This is a genomic window from Photorhabdus aballayi (genome assembly GCF_026153155.1).
Taxonomy (GTDB): domain Bacteria; phylum Pseudomonadota; class Gammaproteobacteria; order Enterobacterales; family Enterobacteriaceae; genus Photorhabdus; species Photorhabdus luminescens.
Map to the genome: position 1 here is coordinate 258,989 of NZ_JAPFCD010000001.1, position 11,683 is coordinate 270,671.

The following is an 11,683-nucleotide window of genomic DNA, read 5'->3' on the forward strand; positions in this document are numbered from 1 at the left end:
AAAGGAGCATTATTAACACATTAACATGCCCCTTTTTCCATTAATAATTATACCCGTTATCTTTCAAGTTGCCTCTTTGTTGGCTGCACTCGCTCACCCCGGTCACATAGTTCGCTATGCTCCCGGGGATTCACTCCCTTGCCGTCGCGATGCACCTTGAAATCCATAGGGTATAGCCTTATTCGCGAGTACTGCTAGCGAGTTGAAAGTGAGTTTTGCCTTCTGGCAATCGACGGGAGGTATTATCTTCATTAACGGCAACATAAGTGAATACCGCTTCGGTTGCGCGATAGCGTTGACCGACAGGTTCAGAGGCGACTTTCTTCACCCAGACTTCGATGTTGATGGTAATTGAACTGTTACCAGTTTTGAGACAATGTGCATAGCAGCATACGACATCACCAACGGCGACAGGTTTCAGGAAAGTAATGCCATCTACTCTGACAGTGACAACACGGCCTTCCGCAATTTCTTTTGCCAGAATTGCCCCGCCAATATCCATTTGTGACATTAACCATCCACCAAAAATATCTCCATTGGCGTTGGTATCAGCGGGCATAGCCAGTGTGCGGAGGACTAACTCTCCGTTAGGTAATTGTTGTTGTGTCATTGAAAACTTTACTTTATTTGATGAAAAAACAATACCTGCCTACAGGCGATAGCAGGCAGGTATCCATTTGAATGGGGTTACTTCTGTTCGCGTGGCAGGTGACGGTAAATATATACTACACTGAGCACGGTGAAAACCAGAGTCAGGGCTGTCAGACCAAATACTTTAAAATTAACCCAGACATCTTGTGGTAACCAAAACGCGACATAAATATTAGCCAATGCACAGGCGATAAAAAACAGAGCCCACGCCATATTGAGTTTGTTCCAGACAAAATCGGGTAAAACTAACTCTTTTCCTAGCATTTTCTGAATCAGTGGTTTTTTCATAAACCATTGGCTGCCTAGCAAGGCTAATGCGAATAACCCATAGATTACTGTCACTTTCCATTTGATAAAGAGATCACTGTGGAAAGCTAAAGTTAGAGTACCGAAAACAGCCACCATGATAAAAGTAATCAGGGAGGATTTCTCTACTTTCCGGTAAATGAAATAAGTAATAGCGACAGCTAAACCGGTAGCGGCGATCAGCGCTCCAGAAGCGTAGAAAATATCATACATTTTGTATACGACAAAAAAGACGACTAAAGGTAGAAAGTCTAAAAGTTGTTTCATATTTGAACCTATCGTAATTCCGGCATTTGATTATCATCCGATTTTAGTAATTGAACGGACTGGCAGCAACGGCATAGCTTTATCTCTCAATAAAAAAGGTTTTTATCGATCGGTTTCGCATAATTCTATCATAAAGAGCGGCGTAATTAACTTCCGGTTGTCAGTGGACATATAACGCAGCATTATAGCTAAAACCCGTTGAAAAATAAGAGGGCATAAACCAAATGCAGTGGAAAAAACTACAGCGTTGGATGCCAGGGTTAGGCAATTTCTCTCATTATCGCAAAGAGTGGTTGAGTCATGATTTAAGGGCCGGGCTTTCTGTCGCCGCAGTTGCTCTGCCGGTTGCTATTGCTTACGCCGAATTGATGGGAATAAGTGCGATTATCGGTCTTTATGCATGTATTTTACCCATGTTCGCTTATGCATTATTTGGTACCTCAAGACAGTTGATTGTCGGGCCAGATGCAGCAACGTGTGCCGTTATTGCAGCGGCTGTCGCGCCATTGGTGTTTGATAATGAAGATGTACGCTGGCAGCTTACTATTGTAATGACTTTAATGACCGGGATATGGTGTGTTCTCGCCAGCCACTTCCGATTAGGCGCATTTGCTGATTTTCTTTCCAAACCGATCCTAAAAGGATTAATGAACGGCGTTGCGTTGACAATCATTGTCGATCAGTTAGCTAAAGTCTTTGGCTTTGCTGGCGTCCCAGAGGGATTGATTGAACGAGTGATCGCATTACCTGCCAAACTCATGGATACGCATTTACCGACGTTAGCAATGTCTGTTGCTACGGTGTTGATTTTGCTCGCTGTGCGTTTCTTGCGTCCGACTTGGCCGGGGCCTTTGTTGGCAATGGTATTAGCGACTTACGTAAGCTGGCAATTTGGTCTGGAAAAATATGGCATTCAGATTGTTGGCAGTGTCAGCGGCGGGGGATTACCTATTGTGCCAATACCCGATTTCCAGCCAGGCATTATGCGTGAGCTTGTTATCCCATCTCTGAACCTTGCTGTTATCAGTTTTGTCAGTTTTATGATGACGGCCCGTAGCTTTGCCAGTAAAAACGGTTATCAGGTTGATGCAGATTGTGAACTTAGAGCCTTAGGCATTGCGAATATTGCATCTGCTTTATCACAAGGATTTGCTGTTAGTGCTGCCAGCAGTCGTACTGCGGTTAATGATGCGATTGGTGGGAAAACGCAATTGGTTTCTGTTATCGCAGCGACCATTATTTTGCTGGTTTTGTTATTTATGACCAGTTTCCTGGCCTATATCCCGTTGTCATCACTTGGTGTGGTGTTGATTTATTCGGCATCGTCACTGTTGGATTTACGGCGGATCTGGTCGCTGAGGAAAAGAAATCATCAGGCATTTACTTTATCGCTATTTACATTTATTGCCGTGCTGGTAGTTGGTTTGATTAACGGTGTTGGTCTCGCCGTTCTGCTTGGTTTATTACAGTTTTTGCGAATTATATTCCGTCCGACAGATCAGTTCTTAGGAGTGAATGACCAAGGAATGATTCATTCAATTAATCATGGCAATGATATTAAACCAATAGATGGTGTGATGATGTATCGATTTAATTCACCATTGACTTATTTCAATGTCAGCTATTTTAAAAAACGGGTGTTACAGCATGTTGACAGAATTCAAAAACTTAACAAAACGCAAAAACGTCCGGGTTGGCTGGTTGTCGATGCGGCTGTGAGCTTTACCCATGATGATGTCAGTGTATTTGCCGCTATTGATGAGTTGATTAGGGAATTGAAAGTAAGAGATGTCACATTGGTGCTTGCCGGTCGCCGGACGGAGCTTACCCGTTGGATAAAACAGAATAAACTACAAAGTAGCGATGACGATCTGATTGTGGTGCCCGATCTCTATTTTGCAGTACGAATGATCCAAAGTAAGCCTGAATGGTACTCTAATTACATTAAAAGATAATAATTTACAGTTGGTTGTTAGCTTGAAGTTCGTTGAATAAAAACATATGATTAGATCATAATAAACAAGGAGGTTTTAGTCATGCAATCTGATTCAGGTTTGGACGTCTTATTTGGGTTGCATGGTCAGAGGGTCTATCGGGATGATGGTTATTGGTGGAAAATTGAAGTATGGACAGTTAAGCCAACGAATTTCATTCCACATGGTATTCGTTATAACTTAACGCTACATGACAAATACAACACGCGAGTATTTGGCATGGATAATGCACACGCAATTACTCCACCAAAGAGAAGTCAGTATCGAGGACGATTGGTGTATGACCATGTTCACAGAAACTCTATAGATAAGGGTGTTCCGTATGAATTTACTTCTGCATATCAGTTAATTGAGGATTTCTTTACTAAAATTGATGAAATTATCGCTGAACGCGAAAAAAGAGGGTAATACGATGAAAGCACTCATTGGCGTGATGAATGAAGAACTTATACGCAAGCGCACATTGGCTATCATTAAAGGTGAGTATGTTGTTCAACCTGATGAGCCTAAAATCTGGTTTACTTCCATGATTGCTCTTGCTCAAGTACTTAGCAGTGATAATATTGCGCTTCTGCGTCTTATAAATGAGCACAAACCAGAGACAATTGCGGAGCTGGCTAATTTATCAGGAAGGAAACCAAGTAACCTGTCAGTCACATTAAAGACGCTTAGCCGCCACGGTTTTGTAACGCTTGAAAAAAGTAATAGAAGTGTAAAACCAAAGGCGCTGTTTACTGATTTTGAAATAAAAATTGAGCAAGAAATCAGTGAAAGAGTTATGTCATCTTGTGGGGCTAAAAATATAGCAGCTTGAAATAGCAAATTTAATACGATGTAAGTTAATACAACGTAAACTTATTTATGACTTTCAGCCTCATAGTTTTATCGCTGTGAGGTCTGATTGAACAATTATTAATCTATGATTCATTTGTAAGAGAATTATTGGGATTGGCAAATGAATACGATAAATAAAGTAATCATATATGAAATTATATTTGAAAAAATAGTTCTTAATTTTCGTTTGTGTGATTATTGACCGTTACTTTTCTATTAATTTGAGATATCAGATCCTAAATACCTGCTTTATTTTAAGATTTCCTGTTAAAAAACAATGTGATTGAGGCATTAAGTATTTAATACCACGTTACATTTTGTTTTTTGATAAGTATATTTTAACAAAGCAAAATCATTATTACTTGTACAATAACTATTTAGGACGTTCCAATGAAAAAGGCATTGATAGCCTCAGCAGTGGCAGTTGGTTTATCTGTATTCGCATTTGCAGCAAATGCTGGAGAAAGTTCGATTTCGGGTGGTTATGCTCAGAGTCATGTGAAGGCCGATGGTGAAAAGCTTGATGAAAACCCAAAAGGCTTTAACCTGAAATATCGCTACGAACTGGATAATAATTTTGGTGTTATCGGCTCGTTCACCCTAACACATCAGGGTTATAATTACTACTATGGTAGTAAAAAGATTGGTACTGGTGATTTAGATTATTATTCTTTAATGGCAGGTCCTACATATCGCTTTAATGAGTACGTGAGTGTATACGGTCTGATTGGTGCTGCACACGGAAAGGCAAAGGCAAATAGTCAAGTTTCTATTTTTGATATTAACTATAGTTACGACTATGAAGAAAGTAAGACCTCTGCTGCTTATGGCCTAGGATTACAGTTTAACCCTATGCCAAATTGGGTTATTGATGCATCCTATGAATATTCAAAACTGGGTGATTTCAAAGTAGGCACTTGGGTAATTGGTGCGGGTTATCGATTCTAAATAGTGTTTCCAATGTAGTCGTTCCTTTAAAGGGAATTCAGTCCAACTTTTGTGATTTGAGAAATCCCATTAATTGACTGAAAATAATAAATTAATGTTAGCACCAACTCTCTGTTAGCTTGTTAGATGGTTGATTTAAAGGCTATCGAAATAATGAGGATAGAGAGTACGGATTTTCATCAGGGATTATTAAAACCGGATATATGTTTTCGACGACTTTGCCAGTTATAGATTTGTGTTGGTTTAGTGTCCATATATCTATTTAGTATTTAGTTGAAATTGCTAGTCCATGTTTAGCTTAATGTAATCTGACGATTATTCCTTTATTAGTTATCACTGTATATTCTATGCAAAATTCCCTGTTGTAAAACAGGGAATTTTTTTGCTTTTTATCTCAATAGTGAAGTGATGAAATGCTATAAGTACGAAAAACAGCCAATTAAGATGGGAAGATTCTCCTGATCAGGGTGGGAAGCGGTTATTACTTTATCTTGTTAAATGAAAACTTAACAAAAAACGGGATTGAGTTGTTTTCTATTGATTGCTGATAAATAATCGCGCCTTGTAATTAGTCTTTTCTATAATTTTATAAAACATTAGGGATTTTCAATGAAAAGAGCATTGGTGGCTTCAGTAGTAGCAGTAGGTTTATCTGTATTCGCATTTGCGGCAAATGCCGCTGAACACACGATTTCTGGTGGTTATGCTCAAAGTCATGCAAAGTTTGGAGATGATAAGGCTGATGATCATCCAAAGGGCCTCAACTTAAAATACCGCTACGAATTAGATAATAATTGGGGTGTTATTAGTTCACTTACATATACATATCTAGGTTACGATCATTATCTGGGTGGCAGAAAAATAGCTGAATCAAGTCTGGATTATGTTTCCCTGATGGCGGGGCCTACATATCGTTTTAATGAATATGTTAGCGTATACAGTCTGGTTGGTGCTGCACATGGAAAGGTTAAGGTCTCTGATTTTGTTGGTTCAGAGAGTTTCAGTCACAGTAAAACATCTATTGGCTATGGACTGGGATTACAGTTTAACCCTGTTCCAAACTGGACTATTGATACATCCTATGAATACGCAAAATTTGATGACGCCAGATTGGGTGACCTTAAAGTAGGCACTTGGGTAGTTGGTGTCGGCTATCGGTTCTAACCGAAATTTGCTAATTGATATTTAATTAGCTCTCTTTTCTATAGAATTCCCTGTTGAAAAACAGGGAATTTTTTTGCATTTTAGCTCAATCCAGTTATCACTAGCTTATTCTGCTTACCCCATAGTTTATTGCTATGGGGTTTTTGGTTTGAATCGCTATTTTATATTGATTTTTGTTGTGAAGAGGTAACCAGCATATACAACCGGAACAGATAAATCAGCAAAATGGCTGAAATGAGGTTATTAAACACCCCAAGAATAATCCCTGCCATCTCGTTGTGAATGAATGTTAGGCGGTCAATAATAAATGCCAGCAAGAGCCTCGCGGTCAGCCATAAAAGAATTGCCGGAACCAGCAGGCGAATATTAGCAAATGCCAGTTTCCAGCTTATTTTCATAGAAGCAAAAATGCCGCAACGATCGGTAGTCATAATAACGGGTGATAAAGCCAGTGCGATCGACAAAATAATGCCAGGCACCAGCATAAGCATTAAGCCAAGTTGAATTAGCAGGGTACAGATAAGCAGTAATAGGAACAGTCTCGGTAATTGGGTTGCTGATAAACCAATTGCCTGTAATGAAGAGATACGATTTCCCTCTGAAACTGCCGCGACCAGCGTCAGTACACCACCGACCAGTAGCACGCTGCCAATCATACTGGAGAAAATGGTTCCGATTCCCGCCCGCATGATCATTGACTGTTGTTCTGGAGTCATTTGAGACACCAGCTCCTGAATACCGGCCTTGCCTGAGGTGGCAAACGTAAATTCTGCTTCTGTCAGCAACTTCATCTGTTCGCTGTCAGGAATAAACAGGTGCCCCAATAAGGTGGTAACCAGAGCCGCTAGGGCGGCCAGGGTCAGGGTACTTAACAGTTGATTCTTGAAAAAGTTAAAACTGTCACGGTACAGGGTATTCGCCGTGATTGGCATGAAGACTGCTCCTATCAGGTTAAACAACAATGCATAGGGGATGATTGTACCTTGTTATGGGGAAAGGTGGATAGTAGAAACGAGATGATGCGGATAAATTGATGGTTAGCTGTGATTATTGATGGCGGAAAAAAGTTCTTCACATTATATTTTTAAGATAAAAATAAACATAAAATTAACCTTATTAAAACATAATGGAAATATAATGAGAGAGAAGATAAAACATCTGAATAAATATATAAATAAAAGATTTCTAACTGATTAATAATAAATAAACTTTGATCTAGATCAATTTAAAATAATTCCTAATTGAAATAATAATATTATAAATATACGGTTTTACTGAAATTTTTTAAAAGATGTGATCTGTCTTAGATCATAGTTTCCAATATATGGGTATATTTTTCTGACTTTAAATCACAGGAATGGGACGAATAATGAAAAAAATTTCTGCATTTGTATTAGCAGCGGCAACTTTAGCACCATCATTCGCTTTCGCTCATGAAGCGGGTGACTTTATTTTCCGTGCAGGTAGTGCGACTGTCAGACCCAATACTGGCTCTGATAATGTATTAGGTTTAGGTTCTCTTAGTGCGGATAATAATACTCAGATGGGTTTGACCTTCGGTTATATGATTACAGATAATATTGGTGTGGAATTACTCGCTGGCACACCTTTCCAGAACCGAGTAAGTTTACCGGGTGTCGGGAATATCGCTAAAATAAAAAGTTTGCCGCCGACATTAATGGCGCAATACTATTTCGGCTCTAAAGAAAATAGATTCCACCCCTATGTCGGTATTGGTCTAAACTACACGACTTTCTTTAATGAAAAATTTAATGGCAGTGATGCTGTTAAAGATAGTAATTTGCATAGTCTGGATCTGAAAGATTCCTGGGGTGTTGCCGGTCAAGTTGGTCTGGATTATGCGTTAGATCGAAACTGGATAATAAATGCCTCTGTATGGTGGATAAACATCGAAACGGATGTAAAATTTAAAGCGGGTGACCAGCATCATAAAATTGATACCCGGATTGATCCGTGGGTATTTATGTTTAGTGCCGGTTATCACTTCTGATAAAAAAGCCGCGTTTGTTTGACATGGTTGTTTGATATGAAAAGTATGGGGCAGGTTTTGCCCCATTTTTATACAATACTTTTCACATTACAGTTATTTTTCACACTACAGTTGTGTTGCAGACTTCATTTTTGATACAAATTCAGTTAATTTTTTCAGCATTATTTCCGGCTGAGAAAGATTTTGTTCAATAATTCTAACGACGGCAGAGCCGGAAATGGCGCCCGCTGCTCCACTTGCTAACGTTTCTTTTACCTGCTCAGGTTCTGAAATACCAAATCCTTGTAACGGTGGTGCAGCATGATATTCCCGTAGTTTATTGACTAAATGATTTAACGGTTTTTCACCTCGTCTTTCTATACCGGTTACGCCCGCTCTTGATAATAGGTAGGTATATCCGCGGCTATAAGAGGCAATTTCACGTAATAATTCATCTTCTGCGTTGGGTGGGCAAATAAAAATAGGGGCAATATTATGTTTCATAGCTGCGGTACGGAATGGCCGTGATTCTGACATAGGAACATCTGCGACTAATACTGAATCAATATCTGCATTTTTGCAACGGCGATAGAATTCGTCTATTCCATGATGAAAAACCAGATTGGCATACATCAATAAACCAATAGGAATATCAGGATATTTTGCCCGAATTTTTGTTAATAGTTCAAAACAGAGCGTGGGGGTTACATTTGAGGAGAAGGCACGCAAATTAGCATTTTGAATGGTTGGGCCGTCAGCCAGCGGATCAGAAAAAGGAATACTTAACTCAAGAGCGTCAGCGCCACTTGCAATCAGAGTATCAATAATTTTCAACGATAATTCTGGGGTTGGATCGCCTAGTGTGACAAAGGGGACAAAAGCACCTTGTTTACGACTTTCCAGTTGTTTAAATAGCTGCTCGTAACGTTCCATTAGATTTCCCCTCTGGATTTTAAAATATCGTGGACAGTAAATATGTCTTTATCACCGCGACCGGATAGATTAACGATCAGTAATTGCTCTTTATCAGGAGCTTGATGGATCATTTTCAAAGCGTAAGCCAGCGCATGAGAGGATTCGAGGGCTGGAATAATGCCTTCCTCACGGGAAAGGATTTTGAACGCTTCTAATGCTTCATCATCGGTGATGGAAACATAATCAGCCCGTCCAATACTGTTCAGATAGGCATGCTGAGGGCCAACGGAAGGGAAATCCAGACCGGCAGAAATAGAATAAGATTCTTCAATCTGGCCTTCATCTGTCTGCATCATTGGCGATTTCATACCAAAATAGATACCCAATTTGCCATGTTTCAGTGGCGCGCCATGTTTACCGGTTTCAATGCCAAGCCCGGCAGGTTCAATACCAATTAGGCGGACCGATTTTTCAGGAATAAATTCCGCAAACATGCCAATGGCATTGGAACCTCCACCAACACAGGCCAACACGGCATCAGGCAGGCGCCCCTCTTTTGCCAGAATTTGGGATTTGGCTTCTTCGCCGATCATACGCTGGAACTCTCGAACCATCGTCGGATAGGGATGTGGTCCAGCGGCAGTCCCTAATAAATAGTGGGCTTTATCGTAGCTGCCAGACCAATCACGTAATGCTTCATTGCAGGCATCTTTTAAGGTGGCAGAGCCGCTATGAACTGGAATGACTTCGGCTCCCATCAGACGCATGCGGAAAACATTAGGGGATTGGCGCTCCACATCTTTAGCGCCCATATAAATGCGGCATTTCATATTTAACAGCGCACAGGTGAGGGCGGTTGCTACACCATGTTGACCAGCGCCGGTTTCCGCAATAATTTCGCTTTTTCCCATGCGTTTTGCTAATAATGCCTGACCAAGTACTTGGTTGGTTTTATGAGCGCCGCCGTGTAATAGATCTTCACGTTTCAGATAAAGGCGGGTTTTGGTGCCTTTCGTCAGATTACGGCATAAAGTTAATGCTGTTGGCCTGCCCGCATAATTTTTCAGTAGATCCTGAAATTCTTGCTGAAATTCTGGGTCTTGCTGAGCCGCAATAAATGCGGCTTCTAATTGTTCAAGGGCTGGAATAAGGATCTGTGGTACAAATTGTCCACCGAAATCACCAAAATAGGGGTTAAGTTTACTCATTGTTCTGCTTGTCCATTATATGAATCGGGAAATTGTTGCTTATTGGTAACAGCGTAGAAGCTGAAACACTTTATTTAATTTATGGCTGCTTTTGATGCCGGGTGCGCTTTCGACGCCAGAGTTAAAATCAAGTCCGCAACAGCCATATTTTGCTGCTTGTTGGCAATTTTCTTCATTTAACCCACCGGCTAGCATGACATTGGCGAGTGATTGCTTGTCAAGTAATTGCCAATCGAAACTTTGGCCGGTTCCACCTTTGCCGTTATCAAGTAAATAACGGTCAACATTTTCGGCTTTGGCGTGAAAGGCATCTTTCGACATATCAACTGCTTTCCAAATTTGACAATTTTCAGGTAGTGTTTTTCGCAGTTCCGCAATATAAATTTCGCCTTCTGCGCCATGTAATTGTACCGCAGCCAGAGAAAGGGTACGGGCGGTATGGCTGATGAATGCGGATGATTGATTTTGAAATACCCCTACATATTTGAGATTTGCTGCATTAATAATTTGTTGGGCCTGTTGGATATTAATCTTACGTGGCGAATGTTCAGCAAATATCAAACCACCATAAACAGCACCTGCCTGTAATACCGCTTTAGCATCTTGTGGACGAGTTAACCCGCAGACTTTATTTTCACCCAAAATCAGTTGGCGTAATGCTAAGTCCAAATTGGATTGGGCCATCAAAGCGCTGCCAATGAGAAAGCCATTAGCATAATGGCTAAGCTCGCGAATTTGTTGATGCTGGTGGATGCCCGATTCGCTAATAACAATGGTTCCTTCCGGTAACTGTGGCGCAAGTTGTTTGGTACGGTTTAAATCGATAGAAAGATCTCTCAGGTCACGGTTATTGATACCAATAACTTTAGCTTTTAACGCAACCGCTCTGGTTAGCTCTTCCTCTGAGCTGACTTCCGTCAGTACACCCATATTCAGACTATGTGCAAATTCAGACAGCGCAATATATTGCTGATCATCAAGGACGGAAAGCATCAACAAAATTGCATCGGCTTGATAATAACGGGCAAGATAAACCTGATAAGGATCGATAATAAAATCTTTGCACAATACCGGCTGGTGAACGGCATCACTGACTAAACGAAGAAATTCATAGTTACCCTGAAAATATTTTTCATCAGTTAATACAGAAATGGCGGCAGCATAAGGCTGATAAATTTTCGCTATGTGAATTGGATCAAAATCCTGACGAATAACGCCTTTAGAAGGAGATGCCTTTTTACATTCCAGAATAAAAACTGTCTGTTCACTGTTTAGCGCTTGATAAAAATCACGATTGCTGGCAACAACGGCATCAATAAAACTTTCTAATGGTTGCTGTTGTTTGCGATTAATAAGGTATTCGGCTTTATCATTAACAATTTTCTGTAAAATGGTGGCTTGCATGA

General features: G+C 40.3%; 12 protein-coding genes. 6 read left to right on the forward strand and 6 right to left on the reverse strand.

Annotation, left to right across the window (positions count from 1 at the left end):
• Positions 1–178 precede the first annotated feature (178 nt).
• Together yciA and OO184_RS00995 are read right to left on the reverse strand one after the other, a co-directional pair.
• Entirely contained in the window at positions 179–610 is a 432-nt protein-coding gene (gene yciA, locus OO184_RS00990; protein WP_265377594.1) for an acyl-CoA thioester hydrolase YciA, read from the reverse strand.
• Positions 611–687: 77 nt separating this feature from the next.
• Positions 688–1,224: a septation protein A gene (locus OO184_RS00995; RefSeq protein WP_265377595.1), complete on the reverse strand. Its 537-nt coding sequence runs from the start codon at positions 1,222–1,224 to the stop codon at positions 688–690.
• 224 nt (positions 1,225–1,448) lie between these two features.
• On the opposite strand from OO184_RS00995, the gene OO184_RS01000 reads away from it, so the two are divergent.
• From OO184_RS01000 to OO184_RS01020, 5 genes are all read left to right on the forward strand, one after another.
• On the forward strand, positions 1,449–3,179 hold the full coding sequence (locus tag OO184_RS01000; protein ID WP_265377596.1) for a SulP family inorganic anion transporter: 1,731 nt from the start codon (positions 1,449–1,451) through the stop codon (positions 3,177–3,179).
• 81 nt (positions 3,180–3,260) lie between these two features.
• The gene (locus OO184_RS01005) at positions 3,261–3,626 is read left to right on the forward strand and encodes a toxin-antitoxin system TumE family protein (protein WP_265377597.1); all 366 of its coding nucleotides are present in this window, start codon (positions 3,261–3,263) and stop codon (positions 3,624–3,626) included.
• A gap of 4 nt (positions 3,627–3,630) precedes the next feature.
• Positions 3,631–4,032, forward strand: coding sequence for an HVO_A0114 family putative DNA-binding protein (locus OO184_RS01010; RefSeq protein ID WP_265377598.1), 402 nt, complete (start codon positions 3,631–3,633; stop codon positions 4,030–4,032).
• 410 nt (positions 4,033–4,442) lie between these two features.
• Positions 4,443–5,000 carry an Ail/Lom family outer membrane beta-barrel protein gene (locus OO184_RS01015; protein ID WP_265377599.1) on the forward strand — a complete coding sequence of 186 codons (558 nt, stop codon included), beginning with the start codon at positions 4,443–4,445 and terminating at the stop codon, positions 4,998–5,000.
• 609 nt (positions 5,001–5,609) lie between these two features.
• Entirely contained in the window at positions 5,610–6,164 is a 555-nt protein-coding gene (locus tag OO184_RS01020; RefSeq protein ID WP_265377600.1) for an Ail/Lom family outer membrane beta-barrel protein, read from the forward strand.
• A 161-nt stretch (positions 6,165–6,325) separates the two neighbouring features.
• Here the strand turns inward: OO184_RS01020 and OO184_RS01025 are convergent, their stop codons facing one another.
• Positions 6,326–7,096: a YciC family protein gene (locus OO184_RS01025; RefSeq protein ID WP_265377601.1), complete on the reverse strand. Its 771-nt coding sequence runs from the start codon at positions 7,094–7,096 to the stop codon at positions 6,326–6,328.
• Between the two features lie 437 nt (positions 7,097–7,533).
• Between OO184_RS01025 and ompW the strand changes: the two genes are divergently transcribed.
• Positions 7,534–8,175 carry an outer membrane protein OmpW gene (ompW, locus tag OO184_RS01030; protein WP_265377602.1) on the forward strand — a complete coding sequence of 214 codons (642 nt, stop codon included), beginning with the start codon at positions 7,534–7,536 and terminating at the stop codon, positions 8,173–8,175.
• Between the two features lie 105 nt (positions 8,176–8,280).
• Here the strand turns inward: ompW and trpA are convergent, their stop codons facing one another.
• Genes trpA through trpCF form a run of 3 tightly spaced genes read right to left on the reverse strand, consistent with a single transcriptional unit; the run spans position 8,281 to position 11,681 of the window.
• The gene (gene trpA, locus OO184_RS01035; RefSeq protein WP_265377603.1) at positions 8,281–9,087 is read right to left on the reverse strand and encodes a tryptophan synthase subunit alpha; all 807 of its coding nucleotides are present in this window, start codon (positions 9,085–9,087) and stop codon (positions 8,281–8,283) included.
• Complete coding sequence (gene trpB / locus OO184_RS01040) at positions 9,087–10,277, reverse strand: tryptophan synthase subunit beta (protein WP_265377604.1); 1,191 nt, start codon at positions 10,275–10,277, stop codon at positions 9,087–9,089. The genes trpA and trpB overlap by 1 nt, the downstream gene beginning before the upstream one ends.
• Before the next feature lie 39 nt (positions 10,278–10,316).
• Complete coding sequence (trpCF, locus tag OO184_RS01045) at positions 10,317–11,681, reverse strand: bifunctional indole-3-glycerol-phosphate synthase TrpC/phosphoribosylanthranilate isomerase TrpF (RefSeq protein ID WP_265377605.1); 1,365 nt, start codon at positions 11,679–11,681, stop codon at positions 10,317–10,319.
• Positions 11,682–11,683 lie beyond the last annotated feature (2 nt).

What these genes read in the sequence shown, in the direction of transcription:
- OO184_RS01010 (WP_265377598.1), top strand. Translation starts at nt 3,631, where the DNA reads ATGAAAGCACTCATTGGCGTGATGAATGAAGAACTTATACGCAAGCGC.
- trpCF (WP_265377605.1), bottom strand. Translation starts at nt 11,681, where the DNA reads ATGCAAGCCACCATTTTACAGAAAATTGTTAATGATAAAGCCGAATAC.
- OO184_RS01025 (WP_265377601.1), bottom strand. Translation starts at nt 7,096, where the DNA reads ATGCCAATCACGGCGAATACCCTGTACCGTGACAGTTTTAACTTTTTC.
- yciA (WP_265377594.1), bottom strand. Translation starts at nt 610, where the DNA reads ATGACACAACAACAATTACCTAACGGAGAGTTAGTCCTCCGCACACTG.
- trpB (WP_265377604.1), bottom strand. Translation starts at nt 10,277, where the DNA reads ATGAGTAAACTTAACCCCTATTTTGGTGATTTCGGTGGACAATTTGTA.
- OO184_RS01005 (WP_265377597.1), top strand. Translation starts at nt 3,261, where the DNA reads ATGCAATCTGATTCAGGTTTGGACGTCTTATTTGGGTTGCATGGTCAG.
- OO184_RS01020 (WP_265377600.1), top strand. Translation starts at nt 5,610, where the DNA reads ATGAAAAGAGCATTGGTGGCTTCAGTAGTAGCAGTAGGTTTATCTGTA.
- ompW (WP_265377602.1), top strand. Translation starts at nt 7,534, where the DNA reads ATGAAAAAAATTTCTGCATTTGTATTAGCAGCGGCAACTTTAGCACCA.
- OO184_RS01015 (WP_265377599.1), top strand. Translation starts at nt 4,443, where the DNA reads ATGAAAAAGGCATTGATAGCCTCAGCAGTGGCAGTTGGTTTATCTGTA.
- OO184_RS01000 (WP_265377596.1), top strand. Translation starts at nt 1,449, where the DNA reads ATGCAGTGGAAAAAACTACAGCGTTGGATGCCAGGGTTAGGCAATTTC.
- trpA (WP_265377603.1), bottom strand. Translation starts at nt 9,087, where the DNA reads ATGGAACGTTACGAGCAGCTATTTAAACAACTGGAAAGTCGTAAACAA.
- OO184_RS00995 (WP_265377595.1), bottom strand. Translation starts at nt 1,224, where the DNA reads ATGAAACAACTTTTAGACTTTCTACCTTTAGTCGTCTTTTTTGTCGTA.